General features: G+C 65.9%; 23 protein-coding genes and 1 pseudogene. 17 read left to right on the top strand and 7 right to left on the bottom strand.

The annotated features are described in order from the left end of the window. From G3N93_RS12295 to G3N93_RS12280, 4 genes and pseudogenes are all read left to right on the top strand, one after another. Positions 1–447: pseudogene (locus tag G3N93_RS12295) on the top strand (MFS transporter); the annotation flags it as partial. Between the two features lie 545 nt (positions 448–992). Then, positions 993–3182 (top strand): TonB-dependent siderophore receptor, encoded by a 2190-nt coding sequence (locus G3N93_RS12290; protein WP_174938958.1) that lies wholly within the window; start codon positions 993–995, stop codon positions 3180–3182. A gap of 44 nt (positions 3183–3226) precedes the next feature. Further along, positions 3227–3910: a Fe2+-dependent dioxygenase gene (locus tag G3N93_RS12285; RefSeq protein ID WP_174936476.1), complete on the top strand. Its 684-nt coding sequence runs from the start codon at positions 3227–3229 to the stop codon at positions 3908–3910. Further along, on the top strand, positions 3907–4617 hold the full coding sequence (locus G3N93_RS12280; protein WP_174936479.1) for a PepSY-associated TM helix domain-containing protein: 711 nt from the start codon (positions 3907–3909) through the stop codon (positions 4615–4617). The genes G3N93_RS12285 and G3N93_RS12280 overlap by 4 nt, the downstream gene beginning before the upstream one ends. A gap of 10 nt (positions 4618–4627) precedes the next feature. Here the strand turns inward: G3N93_RS12280 and G3N93_RS12275 are convergent, their stop codons facing one another. The 5 genes from G3N93_RS12275 to G3N93_RS12255 all read right to left on the bottom strand — a co-directional run bounded on the left by G3N93_RS12275 (position 4628) and on the right by G3N93_RS12255 (position 10704). Then, a complete protein-coding gene (locus G3N93_RS12275; protein WP_174936482.1) occupies positions 4628–4996 on the bottom strand; it encodes a YbjQ family protein in 369 nt (122 codons plus the stop codon). Positions 4997–5123: 127 nt separating this feature from the next. Beyond that, positions 5124–6377, bottom strand: a complete 1254-nt coding sequence (locus G3N93_RS12270; protein WP_174938960.1) for a M20/M25/M40 family metallo-hydrolase — start codon at positions 6375–6377, stop codon at positions 5124–5126. 79 nt (positions 6378–6456) lie between these two features. Continuing rightward, the gene (locus G3N93_RS12265; protein WP_174938962.1) at positions 6457–8169 is read right to left on the bottom strand and encodes a M36 family metallopeptidase; all 1713 of its coding nucleotides are present in this window, start codon (positions 8167–8169) and stop codon (positions 6457–6459) included. A gap of 501 nt (positions 8170–8670) precedes the next feature. Further along, positions 8671–9615, bottom strand: a complete 945-nt coding sequence (locus tag G3N93_RS12260) for a GlxA family transcriptional regulator (RefSeq protein ID WP_174939048.1) — start codon at positions 9613–9615, stop codon at positions 8671–8673. Positions 9616–9741: 126 nt separating this feature from the next. Further along, on the bottom strand, positions 9742–10704 hold the full coding sequence (locus tag G3N93_RS12255) for a helix-turn-helix domain-containing protein (RefSeq protein WP_174938964.1): 963 nt from the start codon (positions 10702–10704) through the stop codon (positions 9742–9744). A 244-nt stretch (positions 10705–10948) separates the two neighbouring features. On the opposite strand from G3N93_RS12255, the gene G3N93_RS12250 reads away from it, so the two are divergent. From G3N93_RS12250 to G3N93_RS12220, 7 genes are all read left to right on the top strand, one after another. Next, the gene (locus G3N93_RS12250) at positions 10949–12106 is read left to right on the top strand and encodes an amine dehydrogenase large subunit (RefSeq protein ID WP_206133106.1); all 1158 of its coding nucleotides are present in this window, start codon (positions 10949–10951) and stop codon (positions 12104–12106) included. Between the two features lie 7 nt (positions 12107–12113). Next, the gene (locus G3N93_RS12245) at positions 12114–12668 is read left to right on the top strand and encodes a MauE/DoxX family redox-associated membrane protein (protein ID WP_206133105.1); all 555 of its coding nucleotides are present in this window, start codon (positions 12114–12116) and stop codon (positions 12666–12668) included. Continuing rightward, positions 12665–13297, top strand: a complete 633-nt coding sequence (gene mauD, locus G3N93_RS12240) for a methylamine dehydrogenase accessory protein MauD (RefSeq protein ID WP_174936500.1) — start codon at positions 12665–12667, stop codon at positions 13295–13297. Before G3N93_RS12245 ends, mauD begins: the two co-directional genes overlap by 4 nt. 39 nt (positions 13298–13336) lie before the next feature. Then, entirely contained in the window at positions 13337–13882 is a 546-nt protein-coding gene (locus tag G3N93_RS12235; protein ID WP_011354212.1) for a methylamine dehydrogenase light chain, read from the top strand. Beyond that, on the top strand, positions 13879–14379 hold the full coding sequence (locus G3N93_RS12230; RefSeq protein ID WP_206133104.1) for a cytochrome c: 501 nt from the start codon (positions 13879–13881) through the stop codon (positions 14377–14379). The genes G3N93_RS12235 and G3N93_RS12230 overlap by 4 nt, the downstream gene beginning before the upstream one ends. A gap of 101 nt (positions 14380–14480) precedes the next feature. Continuing rightward, entirely contained in the window at positions 14481–14921 is a 441-nt protein-coding gene (locus G3N93_RS12225; RefSeq protein ID WP_241026520.1) for a cytochrome c, read from the top strand. 33 nt (positions 14922–14954) lie between these two features. Continuing rightward, positions 14955–16460, top strand: coding sequence for an aldehyde dehydrogenase family protein (locus G3N93_RS12220; protein ID WP_206133102.1), 1506 nt, complete (start codon positions 14955–14957; stop codon positions 16458–16460). A 70-nt stretch (positions 16461–16530) separates the two neighbouring features. On the opposite strand, the gene G3N93_RS12215 is transcribed toward G3N93_RS12220, so the two are convergent. Then, the gene (locus G3N93_RS12215) at positions 16531–16974 is read right to left on the bottom strand and encodes a DMT family transporter (RefSeq protein WP_206133101.1); all 444 of its coding nucleotides are present in this window, start codon (positions 16972–16974) and stop codon (positions 16531–16533) included. Positions 16975–17095: 121 nt separating this feature from the next. Between G3N93_RS12215 and G3N93_RS12210 the strand changes: the two genes are divergently transcribed. Continuing rightward, on the top strand, positions 17096–17737 hold the full coding sequence (locus tag G3N93_RS12210) for a LysR family transcriptional regulator (RefSeq protein ID WP_241026518.1): 642 nt from the start codon (positions 17096–17098) through the stop codon (positions 17735–17737). A 50-nt stretch (positions 17738–17787) separates the two neighbouring features. Continuing rightward, positions 17788–17973, top strand: a complete 186-nt coding sequence (locus G3N93_RS41510; protein WP_241026517.1) for a hypothetical protein — start codon at positions 17788–17790, stop codon at positions 17971–17973. 54 nt (positions 17974–18027) lie between these two features. On the opposite strand, the gene G3N93_RS12205 is transcribed toward G3N93_RS41510, so the two are convergent. Beyond that, positions 18028–19611 carry an isocitrate lyase gene (locus G3N93_RS12205; RefSeq protein ID WP_206133100.1) on the bottom strand — a complete coding sequence of 528 codons (1584 nt, stop codon included), beginning with the start codon at positions 19609–19611 and terminating at the stop codon, positions 18028–18030. Positions 19612–20221: 610 nt separating this feature from the next. On the opposite strand from G3N93_RS12205, the gene G3N93_RS12200 reads away from it, so the two are divergent. The 4 genes from G3N93_RS12200 (at position 20222) to G3N93_RS12185 (ending at position 23739) form a co-directional block, all read left to right on the top strand. Next, the gene (locus tag G3N93_RS12200) at positions 20222–21175 is read left to right on the top strand and encodes a choline ABC transporter substrate-binding protein (protein ID WP_174938982.1); all 954 of its coding nucleotides are present in this window, start codon (positions 20222–20224) and stop codon (positions 21173–21175) included. A gap of 79 nt (positions 21176–21254) precedes the next feature. After that, complete coding sequence (locus G3N93_RS12195) at positions 21255–22184, top strand: 3-keto-5-aminohexanoate cleavage protein (RefSeq protein ID WP_174938984.1); 930 nt, start codon at positions 21255–21257, stop codon at positions 22182–22184. An 88-nt stretch (positions 22185–22272) separates the two neighbouring features. After that, complete coding sequence (locus G3N93_RS12190; protein WP_206133099.1) at positions 22273–23238, top strand: L-carnitine dehydrogenase; 966 nt, start codon at positions 22273–22275, stop codon at positions 23236–23238. A gap of 12 nt (positions 23239–23250) precedes the next feature. After that, positions 23251–23739 (top strand): thioesterase family protein, encoded by a 489-nt coding sequence (locus G3N93_RS12185; RefSeq protein ID WP_206133098.1) that lies wholly within the window; start codon positions 23251–23253, stop codon positions 23737–23739. The last annotated feature ends 35 nt before the right edge of the window (positions 23740–23774 follow it).

The following is a 23774-nucleotide window of genomic DNA, read 5'->3' as shown; positions in this document are numbered from 1 at the left end:
CGCGCGGCGCCTGCGGTCGGCGCGCTCGCGGGCACGCTGTGGCTCACGCGCTTCCCGCTGAAGGGGCGGCCAGGCCGCGCGATGTTCGGCGGCGTGATCGCGTTCGGCATCGCGACGATCGTGTTCGGGTTGTCGCGGCACTTTGCTCTGTCGCTCGTGGCACTGGCGGCGCTCGGCGCATCGGATGTGGTCAGCGTCGTCGTGCGGCTGTCGCTCGTGCAGTTGCGCACGCCCGACGACATGCTTGGGCGCGTGAGCGCGGTCAATGCGCTGTTCATCGGCACGTCGAACCAGCTCGGCGAATTCGAATCGGGCGTGACGGCCGCGTGGTGGGGCGCGCCGACGGCGATCGTCGTCGGCGGTACCGCGACGATTCTGGTCGCGCTCACGTGGATGCGGTTGTTCCCGCAACTGCGGAACATGACGTCGCTGGACCGAGAGCGTTGAAGCGATATCGACGCCGTTTCATGTCTGAGTATTTCAAATACCATTCGAAATTCAATCGAATTGCTTTCGCTTCTCGGCGCGATCAATCGTCTGATTAATAAAAAAGGATCGCGCGGAACTGAATTCGGCTCGATTCAGGCGCCTCGAAACCCGCGTGAACCAGTCGATGCCGCAATGCCGTCACGAGAAAGAGCCTGATCCGTCAATGGATTGCTGTTCAAGGGATTGCGGGCGTTTCTCATCAGAAGAATGTTGGCCTTCAATTACGATATCCATTCAATAAATTACAAATCGGCTTCTGTAATTTTTCGAAACGATAATCATTGGTATGACAAAGTTTCGGAAATTGAAACAAATGGAAATACGTGAAATGATATCGATTCTCATTTTCATGATCGCTCGGGCAAGCCCGTCGATCACTCGTCAACCGTAGCCAGCTAGCGCCGCCCTCAGCCTGATTCGGGACGGCCAGTCAGCCAACGTATCCGTGCCTCGTGCGCGCACCATCGCGCGTCCACGCGGACGGTTTTCCCGACTGGATTTCCATGCCGAACAGGACCCCGCTCGCGAGCGCGCTCGCGCTGGCCTTTGCCATGCCCATCGTTTCGCCCGCGCTCGCACAGGGCGCGCCCGCCGTCGACGCAACCCCCGTTGCCGACGCAAAGCCCGCCGCGCGCACGCAGGACACGCTGCCGACGATCAGCGTATCGGGGCAGGCCGAGCATCAGGACTTCCAGGCGGAACGCTCGACCGTCGGCGCGAAAACCCCGACCGCGCTGCGCGACATTCCGCAGTCGGTCACGGTGATCAACAAGGCCTTGATGGAATCGCAGGGGCTCACGTCGTTCCAGGATGCGCTGCGCAATGCGCCGGGCATCACGATCGGCGGCGCGGAGGGCGGGCAGATCGGCAACAACATCAACCTGCGCGGCTTCACCGCGCAGAACGACATCTATCTCGACGGCTTCCGCGACCGCAACCAGTACTACCGCGATACGTTCGATCTCGATTCCGTCGAGGTGCTGTACGGCCCGTCGTCGATGCTGTTCGGGCGCGGCTCGACGGGCGGCGTGATCAACCAGGTGTCGAAGAAGGCGAACCTGAAGCCGTCGGCCGAGGTGTCGACGACGATCGGCACCGACGATCGCTACCGCACGAGCGTCGACCTGAACCGGCCGCTCGGCGCGACGTCGGCGTTCCGCATCAACGCGTTCGGCCAGTCGCTCGGCTCGACGCGCGACGTGATGAAGAACAAGGACTACGGGATCGCGCCGGAGCTGCGCTTCGGCATCGGCACGCCGACCGAGGTCACGCTGTCCGCGCTGATCCAGCACAACTACGACATGCCGGACTATGGCGTGCTCGCGGTCAACGGCCATCCGGCGCCGGTGTCGAAGAACACGTTCTACGGGCTCACCGACGACCGCACGATCCAGGACGTGCAGACGGTGTCCGCGCGCATCGACCATCGCGTCAACGATGCGCTGACGATCAGCAACCGCACGTCGTTCTCGCACTCGATGACGGATGCGCGCGAGACGGCGGCGAACGCTGTGCTGACCGGGCCGCTGTCGTCCAGCACCGCGCTGACGAACGGCAACTACACGTCGTTGCCGATGTCCGCGCTGTACGTGAAGCTCGCGAGCCACGATCGCGTGATCGAGAACCATTCGGTCGACAACGACACGATGGCGCATTTCAAGTTCGACACGGGGTTCGTGAAGCATGACCTGATCGCCGGTGTCGAGGTCGGCCACGACAGCTACACGAACCAGACGTACACGCGCAGCGGCCTGCCGATCCTGTCGCTGATCGATCCGGCTTACCTGTCGTCGACGGCGTCCAATGCGACCCAGACGCCGGCCAATCATGCGGAATCGGGCGCAACGACGCTCGCCGCGTACATGAACGACACGGTATCGATCGGCCGCGACTGGAAATTCGTGGGCGGGCTGCGCTGGGATCGCTTCCAGGCGCATCTCGCGAACACGGTGAGCGCGCCCGGCTATGCGTCGCAGACGAACTATTTCACGAGCGTGCGGGCCGGCCTGATCTACCAGCCGACCGATTCGCAGTCGTACTACTTCTCGTACGGCACGTCGTTCAACCCGTCGCTCGAGACGCTGACGGTCACGAACAACACGCAGAACCTGTCGCCCGAGCACACGAAGTCGTATGAGGTGGGCGGCAAGTGGGACCTGCTGAACGACAACCTGTCGGTCACCTCGGCGCTGTTCCAGCAGGAGAAAAGCAACGCGCGCACGCAGACGTCGACGGGCGAATACCTGCTCGAAGGCGATATTCGCGTGCGTGGCTTCCAGGCGAGCGTGACGGGCCACATCACGCCGAAGTGGCAGGTGTTCGGCAGCTACACGTACATGAACGGCGTGATTCTCAGCGCGCTCGACGGCACGCAGGGCAAGACGCTCGCGAATACGCCGCGCAACACCTTCACGCTGTGGACGACGTATGCGTTCACGCCGCACTGGGAGATCGGCGGCGGTCCGACTTACATGTCGGGACGCTACGCGGCGAACACGGACTACGTGCAGGTGGGCGGCTATACGCGCTGGGACGCGACGGCCGCGTATCACGCGAAGCAGTGGGACCTGCGGCTGAACCTGCTGAACCTGACCAACAAGTTCTATTACGATGCGCTGATCCAGTCGGACGGCGGCCGCGCGGTGCCGGGCGTCGGGCGTACGTTCCTGGCGACGCTCGACTACCGGTTCTGAGCGATACGCATGCCGCCGCGGCATTCGATGAAAAAGGTGGAACGATGCTTGTACACATCCCGAACGTGCTGACCCCCGAACAGGTGCGCATGGTGCGCGACCGGCTCGATCGTGCGGGCGACGCGTGGGTCGACGGCCGCGCGACGGCCGGCTACACGGGCGCGCCGGTCAAGCGCAACCAGCAGATCGCCGAACATTCGCCGGTCGCGCGCGAACTGGGCGACGTGATCCTCGCCGCGGTCGAGCGCAATCCGCTGTTCATCAGCGCGGCGCTGCCGAACCAGGTCTATCCGCCACTGTTCAACCGCTACGAAGGCGGCATGACGTTCGGCAGCCACGTCGACGGGGCGGTGCGCGTGCTGCCGAACGGTGTGAAGCTGCGCACCGACGTGTCCGTCACGCTGTTCCTGTCCGCACCCGACGAATACGACGGCGGCGAACTCGTGATCGAGGATGCGTATGGCGTGCAGCAGGTCAAGCTGCCGGCCGGCGACCTGATCGTCTATCCGGCGACGAGCCTGCATCAGGTCACGCCGGTCACGCGCGGCGTGCGCGTCGCGAGCTTCTTCTGGGTGCAGAGCCTCGTGCGCAGCGATGCGCAGCGCGCGCTGCTGTTCGACATGGACACCGCGATCCAGCGGCTCAATGCGAGCGGCGCGGATGCGCAGGCGTGTCGCAGCCTCGTCGGCTGTTATCACAATCTTTTGAGAATCTGGAGCGAAACGTGAGCGTTGCCGATCCCATCGAAATCGACGCGGTACCCGCGTCGCGCACCACGCCGGGCACGCGTCCGGCCGGCGCCGGCGGCGCGCGATCGCGCCGCGGCACGTTCATCAAGTGGCTGCGCAAGGTGCACGGCTGGATCGGACTGTGGGGCGCCGCGCTCGGCTTGCTGTTCGGTACGACGGGGTTCCTGCTGAATCATCGTGCGCCGCCGCTGCGGATCCAGACCGGCGCGCCGCAGGTCGAGACGGTGCGGCTCGACGTACCCGATCCGGAACCCGCGTCGCCGCAAGCACTCGCGAAATGGTTGCGCGGGCAACCGGATCTGCATCTGCCGGAACGCATGGGGCGCGTGCAGAAGGAGCCCGAGCATCCGGTCGCATGGGGCGACCGCGAGACCGTGCAGCCCGAGCACTGGCAGCTCGTGTTCGCGTCGCCGCGCGAGAACGTCGCGGTCGACTACTGGGTCGGCAGCGACACGATGACGCTCAAACGCACCGGCAACGGCACGCTTGCGTGGCTGACGAACCTGCACAAGGGCGTGGGGATGAGCATCGGCTGGGTGCTGCTCGTCGATACGCTCGCGGGTGCGTTGATCCTGCTGTCCCTGACGGGCGTGCTGCTGTGGACCGAACTGAACAGGCGCAAGACCGTCGGCGTGGTGCTCGTGATCGGCTCGATCGTCGCGATCGTGTGGGCGGCAGGCGCGTAACGGTCGACGGTCAGGCGCCGGCGTCGCGCGCGACCCGCACGGCCGTGCCGTAGCAGATGACTTCCGTGACGCCCGCCCCGATCTCGGTCGAGTCGTAGCGCATCGCGACGATCGCATTCGCGCCGAGCTTGCGCGCGTCGCCGAGCATCTTGTCGAACGCTTGCTGGCGCGCCTTCTCGCACAGCGACGTATAAAGCGTGATGTTGCCGCCGAAGAGGGTTTGCAGCGACGCGCCGAACGAGCCGACGATCGAGCGCGAGCGCACGATGATGCCCTGTGCGACGCCGAGCGAGCGGACGATCGTGTGGCCGGGCAGGTCGAATGCGGTCGTGACGCGTTCGGGCGTGAGATCGTCGAACGAGCGGGAGATATCGGTCATGGCATTGCACCGTGTTGCTGAAGTGAGCGAATGACGATTCTATCCGGAACGGCAAACGGGCTGGACCGGGTTCGAACGGGCGCGCCCGCACCACGCGCCCGTTCCACCGCACCCGGCCGTCGCCGGGTCAACGCTTGACGGTCGCGCTGCCGTTGCCGCCGAGATCGACCGCATAGGCGAGCGCCAGCTTGCCGAACTTCAACGCGTGATTCGCCTGGCGATCCGAATTCTCCAGCGTGTCGTTCACGGTATGGATATACGGACTGTCGTTCTGGTCGGCTTCGAACGGGAACGACGCCGGATACCCTTGCGCATTCCACGACGCGTGATCCGAACACGCATACCCGCACTGCGACGTGCCGATCGCGAGTTCCGGCAGGTAGGTCTTCGCCAGATTCGTCAGGTAGGTGTTCTGCGATGCGTTCGTGTAGTCGGTGATCAGGTAGATGTCCTTCGGATCGCCCTTGTAGTTCGTCATGTCGAGCTGCAGCACACCGACCACGTTCGCATTCTGCGCGCGGAACTGCTTCGCGATCGCTTTCGAGCCGAGCAGCCCGGCTTCCTCGGCCGCGTACCCGACGAACTTGATCGTCCGCTTCGGTTTGTAGTTGTTCGCCAGCAGCACGCGCAGCGCTTCGGTCAGGCTGGCGATGCCCGACGCATCGTCGTCCGCGCCGGGCGAGCGCGTGTTCTCCGTCGTGCGGCCGACCGTCGAGTCGAGGTGGCCGCCCAGCACGATGGTGCCCGCGGCCGGATCGCTGCCGCGAATCGTCAGGATCACGGATTTCTGCGGAAAGCCCGTGTGCGCGAACTGCTCGACGGTGATGTCGGCGCGCGAACCCGCCAGCTGCTTCCACTGCAAGGCAAGCCAGTCCGATGCCGCGACACCGTGCGACGTCGTGTAGTAGCGGTTCGTGAAGCCGGACAGCGACGTGATCGTGCCGACGATGTTGCTGGCCTGCAATTGCTGGATCCACGTGCCGATCTGCGGCGCGTTCGAGACCTTGTACACGGGCGCGGCGGCCTGTTTCGCGAGCGTCGGCGGCAACGGCTGCAGTGCCTGGCGTGCTTCGTCGAACGAGTCGTGCACGACATAGCCGGGCCCGTGACCGCGCGTATGGTGGACGGCGTGGGCGAGCTCGCCGAGCCGGGAATCGTCGATTTCGACGACGTGGACGGTTTCGCGGCGTGCGGCGCCGTCGGCCGTCTTGCCGGCGTCGAGGGTCGTACTGTATTGCGCGGTGGCGCTGGCGTCGATGCGTTGCAACTGGCGGAACGCCGAGTCGCCGAGCGTGATCCACACCGGCGTCGCGTGTGCGGCGGCGGTCAGCAGCATGCCGCCGAGCGCGGCGCTCAGGCGGGTCAGTTTCAGAGTAGGCATGGTCGATCTCGTGAGGATGGCGATGTCGAGGAAGAGGGCGCGCCGCAGGTCGTGCGACGCGCCCCCGCCTGCTGCGGAATTACGACTTCTTCGGTACGGTCACGCCGTACGTGCAACTCTGGTTGTACGCGTTACCGATCGCGGTGAGCTGCGCGTTGCTGTAGCCGAGTGCGGACGCGGCCGTCAGCACGGCCTGCGCGGCGGCCTTCTGGTTGGTCGAGCTGTTGGTCATCGACAACCCTTTCAGGAACGCCTTGTCCATCGCCTGCGCACCGATCGCGTCGCGCGCGACGAGGTTGCACGACGCCCAGTACTGGCCGGCCGTATGGATCTCCGCGCCGCGTGCCTGCGCATAGGTGCGCCCGACGTTCCAGTTGGTCACGCGGCCGCCCCAGAACTCGTTGTGGCCGTCCCAGTTGTAGACCCAGTTGTATTGCGCGTCCGACGGGCTCCACTGGTTGAAGTCGCGGCTGTACGCGGCGGCGAGATAGTCGCCGGTGCCTTCCGACAGGCCTTCCTGCTGCGACAGGCCGCCGTTCGTCACCCAGTCGTGGATGCCATGGCCGAGCTCGTGGATCACGACGTCCGCATCTTCCGCATCGTCGACGCCGCCTTGCCCGAAGGTCAGCCGGCCGCTGCTCGACGAGTACGACGAGTTGTCGTCGCCCGATTCACCGTGCGGGTCGTACTGCACGCCGCCGGTGTACTGGTACGGCAACGCCTTGATGCCGAGCGTCTGGTTCACGTAACGCAGGAACGTGTCGATGTGGTAGTACGCATTCACGGCCTCGAAATACAGGTTGCCGCGCGTGAATTCGAACGTGGGCGTCGACTGCACGGGGCACGCCTTGTCGAGCGGCGCATCGAAATCGACGCACGCCGCGTACGGACCCGACAGCGAGTAGCGTCCGCCCGACTGCGCGAGATCCTTCAGCGTCACGCGTACACGCGCAGCGGTGAGCTGCGACGAATCGCCGTCGTTGTTGTCCTTGTAGCCCGTGCTGCCGTAGCTGCTCTTGGTCGGCGACAGCGGATCGGGCCGGAATACGAAGCCCGTGCCGTCGGTCGCGTAGAACGCCTTGTCTTCGGCGCGCAGCACTTCGCCGCTGCCGGAGTCGATCAGCAGTTCCCAGTCGCCTTTCGGGCCGTCGTTCGGGCGGCCGCGCACCTTCCATGCGGTATGCGTGCCCGTCTTGTCGACGAACGCGACGAGCTGCGCATCGAGGTTCGTGAAGCCGCTCACGCCGAGATACGCGCGGGCGCGGTCGAGCGCCTGCTGCTGGTCGACGGCCTGCGACTTGCGCGACGTCGCGACCACGCCGTTGATCGTGTTGCTCGCGACGTACAGGATGCGGCCGTCCTTCGCGACCGTCACCGCGATATCGCTGCCGTACACGGGCAATCCGGCTGCTTGCTGCTGCAGGCGCACGACGGTGAAATCGGCATCGCTGCGCTCCGACGTGACGACGAGGCTCGCGAGTGCGGTTGCATCGAGCCCGAGCTGCGCGGCCTGAGACGCGACGAAGTCGCGCGCGGTGGCGGCGGGTGTCGTGGCGGTTTTCTTCGCGCGATAGGCGGGGTTGTACAGCGTGACGGCGACGCCGTCCGGGCGGAACTGCCCGGCGGCCGTATCGGCCTTGGCGGCCGCCGGCGCGACGCCGCGCGTCAGGCTTTCGCGCAGGCTCGTTGCTTGCGGATTCGAGACTTTCGTGTCGGCCGCGGTGCCGCCGACGATGCCGAAACCGAGCGCGAGACCCAGGGCGAGCGGCAGTGCTTTGCGTGATGTCTGCATACGTGATCCTCATCTCAACGGTTGGACACGCCCGCGCGTTCGTGGCGCGCAGGCACGACACGGCCCGCGCGCCGGCTCGATGGAACCGGTGCGGCGAAGCGGTGTTGGGGGTGTCGACTGACTAAGGAGCCCTAAATGTCAGGTCGAAAAGAAACAGGCGGGCGCAGAGGGGGACAAGCAGGCCGAGAAGCGAGCGAAGAAGCGAACGGCAGGCAGGTGCGGCGACGGCGAAGCGAGCATCGTCATGTCATACCCCTCGGATCGAATCGATATCGGTTGGCAGCCGGTGCGGCGCGATACGCGTCGAGTGAAGCGCGCGTGTCGTTAGGCTGCCTATCTAACTTTTTTTGGTATGTTACAGAATATTTTCAACGACATTCCAATTTATTTTCGACGACCGCTTCAGTCTGTCGATCAATCGCCGGCATTGTTCAGCGAGCGGCGGGAAACGCCGCTGGAACGCGCAATACCGCGCCGGATTGTGCTTTAAACCCGCGACGATCAGCGCGTCGCGCGCCGGTCGTTGCGCGGGCTCAAACCGAACCGCGTGCGATACGTGCGCGAGAAATGCGACGGCGATTCGAACCCGCACGCGACGCACACCGAGGTGATGCTCATGTCGGTCTGTTGCAGCAGTTCACGCGCGCGATCGAGGCGCAGGTTCAGGTAGAAATGCGTCGGCGTGTCGTTCAGCGTCGCGCTGAACAGCCGCTCGAGCTGGCGGCGGGTAATCGACACCTCCTGCGCGAGTGCGTCGGAGCCGAGCGGGTTTTCCATGTGCCGCTGCATCGTGCCGATCACCTGGATCAGCTTGCGGTTGTGCACGCCGTAGCGCGCGGCGATCTCGAGCCGCTGGCTGTCGGAGCGCTGCCGGATCCGGCTGACGACGAACTGCTCTGAGATCGCCGCCGCGAGATCGGCGCCGTGCCGCCGCCCGATCAGGTCGAGCATCATGTCGATCGACGCGGTGCCGCCCGCACACGTGATGCGCCGTTCGTCGATCTCGAACAACTCCTGCGTCGCGTTGAGGCCCGGGTAGCGTTCGCGGAACGCGGCCAGCGCTTCCCAGTGCAGCGTGAGCGGTTGCGATGCGTCGAACAGCCCGGCTTCCGCGAGCACGAAGCTGCCCGTATCGATGCCGCCGAGCGTTGCACCATGACGGTGCTGGCGGCGCAGCCAGTCGCCGATCGCACGCGTGTAGCACACGAGCGGATCGAAGCCCGCGACGACGAACACCGTATCGACCTTGTCGACCTCCGCGCATGCGGCTTCGGCGGCGACCGGAATGCCGTTGCTCGCGGCGACGGGCGCGCCGTCGGCGCTGATCACGTGCCAGCGATAGAGCTCGGTGCGAAAGCGGTTCGCGACGCGCAGCGGTTCGACCGCGGACATGAAGCCGAGCGCGGAGAAGCCGGGCAGCAGCAGGAAGTGGAAATCCTCGGGCATCGGGGCAGGGGATGGAATCCGGTGGTCGTCACGCATCGCGCGGGGCGGCGAGCGGACGGGCGGGTGCCGCGCCGGCTCGCGCGCGCCGAACGGTCAGCGGGAGATTATCGCGGGTTTTGCGCGGGCTTAGCGCGTTTTTGCGCCGCGCACCGACCGGCGCGCGGTGGTCGACGGCAACTCGCCGAACTGCGCCTTGTACGCGTTCGCGAAATGCCCAAGGTGGATGAAGCCCCAGCGCGCGGCCGCATCGCTGATCGGCAGGTCGGCCTGCCGCGTATCGAGCAGCATCCGCCGCACTTGCGACAAGCGCAGCGAGCGCACGTAATTCAACGGGCTCGTCTGCACGACCGACTGGAAGCTGTTCTGCATCGTGCGCCGGCTCACGCGCAATTGCGTGCACAGGCTCAGCACGTCGACCGGTGCTTCGGGATGGTCGATCACGTAGTCGTGCACGCGGCGCACGATGTCGGCGCGGCAGGCGTGCGTGAGACGGTTCGACGGTTCGGCAATCCGGTACGTGAGGAGATCGACGAGCACGTTGCCGATCTCGCCGCGCAGTTCGCGCTGCGCGCGTGCATCGAGGTACGTGTCGGGGGCCGACAGCACCCGTTCGAGTTGCGTGGCGACCTGCACGCTCGCGCGCATCAGCACGGCGGTGGGCATGTCGACGACACCGCGCCGCAACATGGCGTCATCGAGGTGGACATCGGCCGCATCCTCGACCTGCTGCATCAATTCGCGATCGGCGACGACACCGATCAGCGACATGTCGTCGGGCGAATGCAGCTCGAACGGCGCACCGCCGCGCGCCATCACCATCGTGCCGCGTTCGATGCGCGCGCCACCGAATGCGAATGCACCGGAGCCGGTGAGCGGCATGCCGAACACCGTGTGGTCGTGCGGCAATCTTCCGCGCTGGATGATGCGCACGTTGGCGGCTTCCTGGAACAACTGCATGCCGTCCAGCACCGCATGCTTGACCGCGCTGCGATAGGCGCCCGAGCCGATCTGGTCGTAGCGCTGGTTCCAGCCGCGCAGCGCCTCGGCATGCCGGTCCGCGTTGTCGAACCTCTCGTGAAACACGAACACAGCGCCTCCAGGTGCGTCGATCAGGACCGCGCGAGATTAAACCGACCGCGTGGTCGGCGCAATACGGGGGAGCGCTATTCCGCGCGCATTTGTCAGAGGGTCGGAAGCCTCCAGCCGGCGTGGCTTTCAGGCGGTTTTCCAATATCCCGAATCGGCACGCACGCGGTGCCGGTCCGGGTGCTGACCGGATTTATTGTCGAACTACAGTCGCCCCACATCACGTGATTCCCCAACTGGAGGCGACATGAGGACAAGGCGACGAACCGCGGTGCTCGCGGCGACGCTGGCGTTCGCGGCGGCATGGGTCGGCAGCGCGAACGCGACGGAAAAGCCGGAGGAACTGGTCGTGCAGAAGATGCCGCCATGGCATCCGCACGAGGTCTATATCGTCGACATCTCGATGCCGTCGATGACCGACGGACGCATCTACGTGTACGACGCCGATGCGAAGAAGCTGCTCGGCCAGATCGACGGCGGTTTCGGCCCCGGCTTCGCGATTTCGCCCGATCACAGGACCAGTTTCGTCGCGACGACCTACTTCTCGCGCGGCTCGCACGGCACGCGCACCGACGTCGTCGAGATGACCGACAACACGACGCTCGATCACGCGGGCGAGATCGTGATTCCGGCGAAGCACGCGCAGCATGTGCCGTCGCCGTACAACACCGCGTTCAGCGCGGACGGCAAACGGCTGTACGTCGCGAACATCACGCCGGCGGCATCGCTGACGGTGATCGACGCCGTGTCGAAGAAAGTGCTGTCGGAGATCGACACGGCAGCCTGCGTGCTCGCGTATCCGTCGGGCAACGACCGCTTCACCGCGCTGTGCGAAAGCGGCAAGGCGCTGACCGTCACGCTCGATGAGAACGGCAAGGAAGCGAAGCGCACGATGTCGGATGCGTTCATCGACGTCGACAAGGATCCGGCGTTCGCGAACGCGTCGCGCTACAAGGGCGAGTATCTGTTCACGACGTACGGCGGCAACGTGCGCAGTGCGGATTTCAGCGGCGACAAGCCCGCGTTCGGCAAGCCATGGTCGCTGTTGACGGACGCCGAGCGTGCCGAAGGCTGGCGCCCGGGCGGCATGCAGCAGACGGCCGTGCAGGCCAGGCAGAACCGCTACTACGTGCTGATGCACAAGGGCGGCGACGGCTCGCACAAGGATCCCGGTACCCAGGTGTGGGTGGTTGACCTGAAGTCGAAGCAGCGTGTCGCGCGCTGGGATCTCGCGCAGCAGAAGGTCGATCCGCTCGTGTCGATCCAGGTCAGCGAGGACGACAAGCCGCTGTTCTACGGGCTGACGGCGACGTCCGACCTCGTCGTGATGGATGCGCGCACCGGCAAGCTGCAGCACGTCGAGAAGCAGATCGGCAATACGTCGTCGCTGCTCGTCAACCCGTGAGGCCGCGATGACGCTCGATCCCGTACTTGCCACCAGCGCGCAGGCCGGCGCTGCCGTCGTCGTGCTGCTCGGCGCGTTCGCGAAGATGCGGCGGTCCGCCGCGTTCAGCCAGGCGCTTGCCGGTTACCGGCTGCTGCCCGACGCGCTGACCGCGCCCGTCGCGTTCGCGATTCCGCTCGCGGAAGTCGTCGGCGCCGCGGCGCTGCTGTTTCCCGATACGCGCACGGCCGGCGCGGTCGGCCTGATCGCGTTGCTGCTGGCCTTCGCCGCCGCGATTGCGATCAATCTCCTGCGCGGCCATACCGACATCGCCTGCGGCTGTTCCGGCTTAACGGCGGCGCGCACGGACGCACCGCGCGGCATCGGCTGGCTGCACGTCGGCCGCGCGCTGCTGCTCGCCGCGCTGGCCGCAACCGCGCTCGTCGAACCGGGCGCACGCGCGGTCGTGTGGTTCGACTACCTGACGCTGTTCTTCTCCGTGCTGCTGATCGTCTGCGCGCTGCTCACCGTCGACGTGCTGCTCGCCAACGTACCGCGCCTTTCCCACCTGAGGAATTCATGATGCAAACCGCTCTCACTGTTTCCACCGCCCTGCTGTGGGTGGCCGTCCTCGCGCTCGGCGCGATCTGCCTCGCGCTCGTGCGCCAGATCGGCATCCTGTACGAACGCATCATGCCGGCCGGCGCATTGATGATCGACAAGGGGCCGGCGGTCGGCGCGATCGCGCCGACCTTCGAACTGACCGACATTCGCGGCTCGCAGGTGAAGGTCGGCGGCTTCGAGGCGTCGGGCAAGGCGACGCTGCTGTTCTTCCTGTCGCCGACGTGCCCCGTCTGCAAGAAGCTGCTGCCGCTGCTGCCGTCGTTGCAGGCGAGCGAAGCGACGCCGGTGAACATCGTGCTCGCGAGCGACGGCGAGGTCGACGAACACACGCGTTTCGCGCGCAAGCACGACCTCGGACGCTTCCCGTACGTGCTGTCGCAGGAACTCGGCCTTGCGTACCAGATCGGCAAGCTGCCGTATGCGGTGCTGCTCGATGAAACCGGCACGGTGCGCGCGAAGGGGCTCGTCAATACGCGCGAGCATCTCGAGAGCCTGTTCGAAGCGAAGGAGCGTGGCGTCGCATCGCTGCAGCAGTTCGTGCATGGCGATCACGGCCACGACCACGACGCACACGCGCAGCACGCATGACCGGCCGCCCCTCATTCAACGTCAAGGGAGAACAACGACATGGGCCTGTTTGATTCATGGTTCGAGCGGTCGGCGCGCGGCGTCGCGCAGCACAGCTCGCGGCGCAGCGCGATGGCGAAGCTCGGCAAGGTGCTGGTGGGGTCGGCGATGCTGCCGCTGCTGCCCGTCGATCGCACCGCGTATGCGGCCGATGCGGCATCGGGCGCATCGGCGGCGTCCGGCGGCGCCGCATCGGGGGCGAGCGACGATCCGATGAGCTGCGACTACTGGAAATACTGCGCGATCGACGGCTGGCTGTGCAGTTGCTGCGGCGGCACGTCGAGCAGTTGCCCGCCGGGCACGACGCCGTCTCCCATTACGTGGATCGGCACGTGCCGCAACCCGCACGACGGTTCGGACTACATCGTGTCGTACAACGATTGCTGCGGCAAGACGTCGTGCGGCAAGTGCTTCTGCAACCGCAACGAGCGCGAGAAGCCGCTGTACAAGCTGTCGCTGAACAACGACATCAACTGGTGCATGGCCAACGGCAATTCGAACTATCACTGTTCGGTTTCGGTTCTGCTGGGAGCGGCGAAGCAATGAAAGGGAAGCAAGCAGGAAAGATCGCCGTCGCATGCATGACGGCCGTGTCAGCCTTGGTGTTGGCGGGCCCCGCCGGCGCGCAGGAAACCGTGCATTACCCGGCCGGCAAGAGCCTGTTCGACGCGCAGTGCGCGGTGTGCCACCAGGCGGGCGGCAAGGGGCAGGACGGCCTCGCGCCGCCGCTGACCGAGTATCCGGGCAAGTACGCGACGGCCGAGCCGGGGCGCGCGCAACTGGTCGCGACGCTGCTGCACGGGATGTTCGGCGAGATCAAGGTGCGCGACAAGAGTTACAACTTCAAGATGCCGTCGTTTGCGAGCGCGAGCGATGACGATATCGCGCACGTGCTCAACTACGTCGTGTTCGATCTCAACGCGCAGCGCGGCGACGCGAAGCCGTTCACCGCGGCCGATATCCGCGCGGCGCGCGCGAAGTCGATGGACGGCACGGCCGTTCATGCGCAACGCGAGGTCGTCATCAAGGGGCTCGGCCTGTGAGGCTCGCCCGCGCGCCTCGTGTTGACGACGCCGCATCGCTCACGCGGGGCGCGGAGTCGCCGTGGCTCGGCGGCGTGTCGCGTCGTCTGTCGTCGTTGCTGATGCTGGCCGGGGCGGTCGTCGGTTTGGTCGCAGCCCCCGCGCATGCCGAAGGCGCGGCCGACACGGCGCTCGCGCGGCAGCACTGGGTGCTCAACTGCATGGGCTGCCACACGGCGACAGGCGGCGGTATCCCCGGCAAGGTACCGCCGCTCGCCAACTCGCTCGGCTATTTCACGCATCTGCCGGCCGGGCGCGAGTACGTGATGCGCGTGCCCGGCGCGTCGAACTCGGCGCTGTCGGACCAGGATCTGGCCGACGTGCTCAACTGGGTACTCACGACCATGAACCGCGACGCGCTGCCGCGCGACTTCAAGCCGTATACGGCCGCCGAAGTCGCCGCGCACCGCCGTCCCGCTTTTTCCGACGTCGCGACCGTGCGCGCCGGCCTCGTTCGCGCGTTGCAGGCACGCGGGATCGACGGCGTCACGGATCGCTACTGACCGATTCATTCAGGAACTCGAGGAAGATCGAAGATGGAGACGAACGACAATTTCCCGCTGCTCGACGCCACGCGTGCGTTTCTCGCGAAGCCGAAGAAGATGCTGATCGGCGCCGAGTGGAGCGATGCGGCGTCGGGCCGCCAGCTCGACGTCGTGAACCCGGCCGACGGCGCCGTGCTCGCGCGTGTGCCCGAAGCGGACGAGCACGACGTACAGCAGGCCGTCGCCGCCGCGCGGCGCGCCTTCGACGCGGGGCCGTGGCGCACCGCGAAGACCACCGACCGCGAGCGCCTGCTGCTGACGCTCGCCGACCTGATCGAAGCAAACGCGCGCGAGCTGGCCGAGATCGAGTCGCTCGACAACGGCAAGCCGGTGATGGTGGCGCAGGGCCTTGACGTGGCGATGGCCGCGCAGTGCTTCCGCTACATGGCCGGCTGGGCGACGAAGATCGAAGGCAGCGTGATCGATGCAGGCATGCCGTATATGCCGGACAGCGAGATCTTCACCTATACGCGCAAGGAGCCCGTCGGCGTGGTCGGCGCGATCATTCCGTGGAATTTCCCGCTTCTGATGGCCGCGTGGAAGCTTGCGCCCGCGCTGGCCACGGGCTGCACCGTGGTGTTGAAACCCGCGGAAGACACGCCGCTGAGTGCATTGCGACTCGGCGAGCTGATTCAGGAGGCCGGCTTTCCCGACGGCGTCGTCAATATCGTCACCGGCTACGGTCACACGGCCGGCGCCGCGCTGTCGAGCGATCCGCGCATCGACAAGATCGCGTTCACGGGCTCGACGCAGACGGGCAAGACGATCGGCCACGCGGCGCTCGACAACATGACGCGGATGTCGCTCGAACTCGGCGGCAAGTCGCCGGTGATCGTGCTGCCGGACGTCGATCCCGACAAGGCCGCACTGGGCGTGGCGAACGCGATCTTCTTCAACCAGGGGCAGGTGTGCACGGCCGGGTCGCGCGCGTACATCCATGCGAAAGTGTTCGACGATGTGATCGAGCGCGTCGCGAAGATCGCCGCGAGCCTGAAGATCGGCCCGGGGATGGACCCGTCGACGCAGATCGGCCCGCTCGTCTCGGCGAAGCAGCGCCAGCGCGTGTGCGGTTATATCGACTCGGGCTTCGGCGAGGGAGCGCGTGCTGCCGCGGGCGGCCGCGCGATCGACGGCCCCGGCTTCTTCGTCGAACCGACCGTGCTGGTCGATACGACGCAGGCGATGCGCGTCGTGCGCGAGGAGATCTTCGGGCCGGTGCTCGTCGCGATGCCGTTCGACGACGTCGACACGGCCGTGCGGCTCGCCAACGACACGCCGTACGGCCTCGGTGCGAGCATCTGGTCGAACGACCTTTCCGCGATTCACAAGCTTATCCCGCGCATCGCGGCCGGCACGGTGTGGGTCAACTGCCACTCGCTGCTCGACAACGCGATGCCGTTCGGCGGGATGAAGCAGTCGGGTTTCGGTCGCGAACTCGGCCGCGCGGTGATCGACCAGTACACGGAAAGCAAGTCGGTGATGATGAACTACGCATGAGCGTAGTGGCGGGTGCGCGCATTGCCGGTGGTGCGGCAATGCGCGCACCCGGCAGTGGTATGCAGCCGCGTCACGCACGAACCAGCACGACCCCGAGAATGAGGCACGCCGCGCCGGCCAGGCGGATCGGGCTGGCCGCGTGCTGCTGGATGCCGAGCACGCCGAAGTGGTCGAACACGAGCGCGCCGGTCATCTGCCCGACGACGATCAGCGCGAGTGTCGTCGCGGCGCCCAGTCGCGGCACCATCAGGATCGCGATGCCGACGAATACCGCGCCGAAAACCCCACCGGTCCAGCTGAACCACGACCCGGCGCCGGTGACGGTGCCGCTCAAGCGCGGATGCGGGGACAGGAGTGCGACGGCGAGCATTGCGGCGAGGCCGACGAGGTAGCTGACCGAGCCGGCCCACCACGGCGAGCCGAGCTGCGTGCGGAGATTGGCGTTGAGCACCTGTTGCAACGCCACGCTGACGCCGGCGGCAACGACCAGCAGATAGGACAGGAGAGTAGTCACGAAGAGGAAGGCTCCGGCGTTGTGGCCGCGACGACGGGTCCGGCACGGCAGGCTTCCATTCTGGGAAGCGCGACGGTATAACGCAAATATCAAATCGGGCGCTTATCCATCTCTTTTCGGCATGCCATCCCTGAGGCAAATTCAGTATTTCCTGACCGTGGCCGATCTCGGCGGCTTCACGCCGGCCGCGAGCGCGCTCCATGTCGCGCAGTCGGCGCTCAGCCGGCAGATCGGTCAGCTGGAAGACGAACTGGGGTTCCGGCTGTTCGACCGTGAGCCGAGAGGGGTACGGCTCACGCCGGCCGGTGCGATCTATCGCGATCGCGTGGCGTCGATTCCCGCGACCCTGACCGCCGCGGCCGAGGAGGGTGCGCAGTTGTCGCGCGGCGAGGCGGGCGTATTGCGGCTCCTGCATTCCAGCACCGTTCCCGTCGGCAGCCTGATGCCGGTGCTCGAGCGCTTCATGAGCGCGTGTCCGGGCGCGCGGATCGATCTCGACCGCGCGTCATCCGAGGATCAGGTGCTGGAGATCGCGAACGGCAACGCCGATATCGGGATCGTTCGTTTGCCGGTGCTGCGCCGCGATCCGCGCGTGCGCTTCGTCGAGCTCGCGGCCGAGCGTTTGTGCGTGGCGGTGCCGGCCAATCATTCACTCGCGATCCGCAAGCGCACGGCGATTTCGCGGCTGCGGCACGAGCCGTTCGTATCGGCCGTGTATCGGGAGCGGGGCGGGCTGGCCCGCGTCGTGTCGATCTTTGCCTGAAGCGGGGCTTCGTGCCGGCCAGCGCCCGGATCGTGTCGCCGAAGACATCGATGCTGAATCTCGTCGCGGCCGGGCAAGGCGTCGCGATCGTGCCGGAACGGATGGCGAGTCTCGGGATCGACGGGGTCGTCTTCGTGCCGATTTCGGATGAGGACGCCAAGTCGGTGTGCGCGCTGGTGTTGCCGGTCGAGCCGACGGTGCTGGCGGAAGCGTTCGTGCGGGTTATCGAGGAATAAAAAAACGCCAACCCGCAATCAACGGGTTGGCGTTTCGCCTGGAGATGACCGGTATCAGAACTGGTTCATCGTGTTGTCCTTGCCTGCCGCCTTCAGCGCTGCATCGCCGCTGAAGTATTCCTTGTGATCGTCACCGATGTCCGAGCCGGACATGTTCTGGTGCTTCACGCAGGCGATACCCTGACGGATTTCCTTGCGCTGCACGCCGGCCACGTAGCCGAGCATGCCCTGGTCGCCGAAGTATTCCTTGGCCAGGTTGTCGGTCGACAGCGCGGCGGTGTGGTACGTCGGCAGCGTGATCAGGTGGTGGAAGATGCCTGCTTCACGCGATGCGTCCGCCTGGAACGTACGGATCTTCTCGTCGGCCAGCTTGGCCAGTTCCGTCTCGTCGTATTCCACGCTCATCAGCTGCGCACGGTCGTAGGCCGACACGTCCTTGCCTTCGGCCTTCAGCGCGTCGTACGCCTGCTGACGGAAGTTCAGCGTCCAGTTGAACGACGGGCTGTTGTTGTACACCAGCTTCGCGTTCGGGATGACCTTGCGGATCTCGCTGACCATGCCGCCGATCTGTGCGATGTGCGGTTTTTCGGTTTCGATCCACAGCAGGTCGGCGCCGTTCTGCAGCGACGTGATGCAGTCGAGCACGCAGCGCGCTTCGCCCGTGCCGGCGCGGAACTGGAACAGGTTGCTCGGCAGGCGCTTCGGACGCAGCAGCTTGCCGTCGCGCTTGATGATGACGTCACCGTTGCCCAGTTGGTCGGCCGACAGTTCTTCGCAATCGAGGAACGCGTTGTACTGGTCGCCCAGGTCGCCCGGCGTGGCGGTCACGGCGATCTGCTTGGTCAGGCCGGCGCCCAGCGAGTCGGTACGGGCCACGATGATGCCGTCGTCCACGCCCAGTTCCAGGAACGCGTAGCGGATCGCGCGGATCTTCGCGAGGAAGTCCTCGTGCGGCACGGTGACCTTGCCGTCCTGGTGGCCGCACTGCTTCTCGTCGGACACCTGGTTTTCGATCTGGATGCAGCATGCGCCTGCTTCGATGAACTGCTTGGCCAGCAGGTACGTGGCTTCCGCGTTGCCGAAACCGGCGTCGATGTCGGCGATGATCGGCACGACGTGCGTGACGTGGTTGTCGATCTTGTCCTGGATTGCTGCCTTCGCGGTAGCGTCCTTGGCGGCGTCGAGCTCGCGGAACAGGCCGCCCAGTTCACGGGCGTCGGCCTGGCGCAGGAACGTGTACAGCTCGCGGATCAGCGCGCTGACCGAGGTCTTTTCGTGCATCGACTGGTCCGGCAGCGGGCCGAACTCGGAACGCAGCGCAGCGACCATCCAGCCGGACAGGTACAGATAGCGGCGTTCGGTGCTGTTGAAGTGCTTCTTGATGGAGATCATCTTCTGCTGGCCGATGAAGCCGTGCCAGCAACCCAGCGACTGCGTGTACTTGGCCGGGTCGGCGTCGTAGGCGGCCATGTCGGCGCGCATGATCTTCGCGGTGTACTTGGCGATGTCCAGGCCCGTCTTGAACTTGTTCTGGGCACGCATGCGGGCAGCGTACTCGGGGCTGATCGCATTCCACGCGCTGCCGTGGTTTTCTTTCAAACCGGCAACTGCCTTGATGTCGTCTTGATACTGGGCCATGTCAATCTCCTGGGAGCAAAGCGCGTTTGAGTAACTGGTTGAGCGTGCCCGCTGCGTCTGTCGAAGCGAACTGCATGGGATAAATAGTAACGCCGCCCGTTGAGCTTTTGGTGATGTCTTATATAAGACATAAGACATTATTTTTGCTTGATTTTCAATGGGTTACGTTTCGGTTTTTGCAATGCAAAACAAGTTTTCAAGCGACGAAAAGGCCTCGGCGCGGGAATTCGTCGTAGATTCCACAATACGAAACGCCCTTTCGGCTGCTGGGGGCCGGGCCAGCTTCACACGCGCCCGTGACACCCGTTCGTCGGGGCGGCGCGAGTGCCGCGGGACCGAAGCCGCACCGGCCCGCCGTTTGGGCCGGGCGGAATCTAAAGCATCGCGCCGCATGTGGACAAGCTGAATCCATCGGGAATGCGCGTGAAAACCCCGTCCACCAAGCCTCTCAAGAAACCTAGTGGTTTCCACTCATAGTCGCAAATAGTCAAGAACAGGTCGCCGCCGGTCTTCTCGCGACCAATATGGCTCGTTACTTTTACTCCCACGATGCAGGCCGGGCACACCCCGCGCGCCGGCTGCCGCGAGTCCAACCGGGAGAAAACGAACCATGAAGTCGACGAAGATCGCCGCGCTTGCCGCGGCCGTGCTGGCGACCGGCGCGTTCACGCACACGGCGCTTGCCGAAACGGATGCCGCGACCTGCCGTACCGTGCGTTTCGCGGATATCGGCTGGACCGACATCACGTCGACCACGGCGCTCGCGTCGACCGTATTCGAGGCGCTCGGCTACAAGCCGACCACGACGATCGCGTCGGTGCCGATCTCGTTCGCCGGCCTGAAGAGCAAGCAGCTCGACGTGTCGCTCGGCTACTGGTGGCCCGTGCAGCAGAAGCAGCTCCAGCCGTTCCTCGACAACAAGTCGATCAACGTCGTCGAACCGCCGAACCTGTCGGGCGCGAAGGCGACGCTCGCGGTGCCGAGCTACGAATACCAGGCCGGCCTGAAGACTTTCGAGGACATCGCGAAACACCGCACGGAACTCGACGGCAAGATCTACGGGATCGAGCCGGGCAGCAGCGCGAACGCGACGATCCAGAAGATGATCGACACGAACCAGTACGGGCTCGGCGGCTTCAAGCTCGTCGAGTCGAGCGAGGCCGGGATGCTGGTGACGGTCGAGCGTGCGATCCGCGAGAAGAAGTGGGTCGTGTTCCTGGGCTGGGAACCGCATCCGATGAACATCCAGCTCAGCATGAACTATCTCTCCGGCGGCGACGCGTCGTTCGGGCCCAACTACGGCGAAGCGCGCGTGTACACGCTCACGGCGCCCGACTTCATTTCACGTTGCCCGAACGCGGGCAAGCTCGTCACGAACCTGCGCTTCTCGACGCAGCTCGAGAACCAGCTGATGCAGTCGGTGATGAACAAGACGAAGCCGGCCGAGGCCGCGAAGGCGTACCTGAAGAAGAACCCGCAGGTGCTCGATCCGTGGCTCGCGGGCGTCAAGACGTTCGACGGCAAGGACGGGCTGCCGGCCGTGAAGGCGTATCTCGGCCTGTGACGGCCCGCGCGCCGCACGCGGCGCGCCCTGACGAAACATCCGCATTGCGACACAACCCGATTCAAGCGAGGCAATCAGCATGAACCACGAAGTCATCATCACCTGCGCCGTCACCGGTGCGGGCGATACGGTCGGCAAGCATCCGGCGATTCCGGTCACGCCGAAGGAGATCGCGGCCGCCGCGATCGAGGCCGCAAAAGCCGGCGCGACGGTGGCGCACTGCCACGTGCGCGATCCGCAGACGGGGCGCGGCAGCCGCGACCCGAACCTGTACCGCGAAGTGGTCGACCGCATCCGCTCGGCCGACGTCGACGTGATCATCAACCTGACGGCCGGCATGGGCGGCGATCTCGAGATCGGCCCGGGCGAGGACCCGATGCGTTTCGGCAAGGGCACCGATCTGGTCGGCGGCCTCACGCGTCTCGCACACGTCGAGGAACTGCTGCCCGAGATCTGCACGCTGGACTGCGGCACGCTGAATTTCGGCGACGGCGACTACATCTACGTGTCGACGCCCGCGCAGTTGCGCGCCGGCGCGAAGCGCATCCAGGCACTCGGCGTGAAGCCGGAGCTGGAGATCTTCGACACGGGCCATCTGTGGTTCGCGAAGCAGTTGCTGAAGGAAGGGCTGCTCGACGATCCGCCGCTGTTCCAGCTGTGCCTCGGCATTCCGTGGGGCGCACCGGCGGACACGGGCACGATGAAGGCGATGGTCGACAACCTGCCGCCGGGCGCGCACTGGGCCGGCTTCGGGATCGGCCGCATGCAGATGCCGATGGTTGCGCAGGCGATGCTGCTCGGCGGCCACGTGCGCGTCGGCCTCGAAGACAACATCTGGCTCGATCGCGGCGTGCATGCGACCAACGGCACGCTCGTCGAGCGCGCGAGAGAGATCATCGAACGGCTCGGTGGCCGCGTGCTGACGCCGGCCGAAGGCCGCCGCAAGCTCGGCTTGCCCGCACGCGGCGAGCGTCTGCTCGAACGCCGTGCGGTCGCCGAGTTCGCGTGAGTGGTTCCCCTGACTGATTGATACGACGCGGCGGCACGCCCAGGCGCGGCCGCCCACCGATTTCCCCTGATTTGAAGGATGCGTTGACATGGCTGTGAAGACCGACATCAAGACGTTCGCCGCCATCGGCACCGGCGTGATCGGCAGTGGCTGGATTTCCCGCGCGCTCGCGCACGGTCTCGACGTGGTCGTATGGGATCCCGCGCCGGGCGCGGAAGCGCGGCTGCGCGCGAACGTCGCGAACGCGTGGCCCGCACTCGAACGCGTCGGCCTCGCGCCGGGCGCCGATCCCGCGCGGCTGCGTTTCGTCTCGACGATCGAGGCATGCGTCGCCGACGCGGATTTCATCCAGGAAAGCGCGCCCGAGCGCGAGGCGCTGAAGCTCGAGTTGCACGAGCAGATCAGCCGCGCGGCGAAGCCCGACGCGATCATCGCGTCGTCGACATCGGGCCTGTTGCCGACGGATTTCTATGCGCGGGCGACGCATCCGGAGCGCTGCGTGGTCGGCCATCCGTTCAACCCCGTCTACCTGCTGCCGCTCGTCGAAGTGCTCGGCGGCGCGCGCACGTCGCTGGAAGCGGTCGAAGGCGCGATGGAGATCTATCGCAAGCTCGGCATGCGGCCGCTGCACGTGCGCAAGGAAGTGCCGGGCTTCATCGCCGATCGCCTGCTCGAAGCGTTGTGGCGCGAAGCGCTGCACCTCGTCAACGAAGGCGTCGCGACGACCGGCGAGATCGACGACGCGATCCGCTTCGGCGCGGGCATCCGCTGGTCGTTCATGGGCACGTTCCTGACCTACACGCTCGCGGGCGGCGACGCAGGCATGCGACACTTCATGCAGCAGTTCGGCCCCGCGCTCGAATTGCCGTGGACGAAGCTGGTCGCGCCGACGTTGACCGATGCGCTGATCGACAGCGTCGTCGAAGGCACGACCGAACAGCAGGGCACGCGCAGCATCAAGGAACTCGAACGCTATCGCGACGAGTGCATCACCGAGGTGCTGAAGTCGATCGCCGCGGTGAAGGCGCGGCACGGGATGCGATTCGAAGACTGAGGACGAGAGACGATGACCGGCGATACCCCGCTGACGATTTACCGCGACGTGGTGCGGCCCGAATGGGTCGACTACAACGGCCACCTGCGCGATGCGTTCTACCTGCTGATCTTCAGCTTCGCGACCGATGCGCTGCTGGATCGCATCGGCCTCGATGACGCCGCGCGCCGCGAGCGGGGCCGCTCGGTCTACACGCTCGAAGCGCATGTGAACTACCTGCACGAGATCAAGGAGGGCACGCCGGTGCGTGTCGACGCGCGCGTGCTCGCGCGCGACGCGAAACGGCTGCACCTGTATCTCGAGCTGTTCGCTGCCGGGCACGACGATGCGGTATCGGCGAGCGAGCAGATGCTGCTGCACGTCGACACGCGCGACGGCGCGAAATCGGCGCCGTTCGACGACGACGTGGCCGCGCGCGTGGCCGAGCTGCATGCATTGCAGCGCGATTGCGCAGCACCCGCGTATGCGGGCCGCGTGATCGGGCTGCCGCCGCGCCGTTAGCCGGCGCGAACCTTCAACCTCGGAGCGCACACGAA

The organism is Burkholderia sp. Se-20378, from assembly GCF_017104665.1.
GTDB classification, from domain to species: domain Bacteria; phylum Pseudomonadota; class Gammaproteobacteria; order Burkholderiales; family Burkholderiaceae; genus Burkholderia; species Burkholderia lata.
The sequence above is the reverse complement of the archived record's forward strand: the minus strand, read 5'-3'. Positions and strand labels throughout refer to the sequence as shown.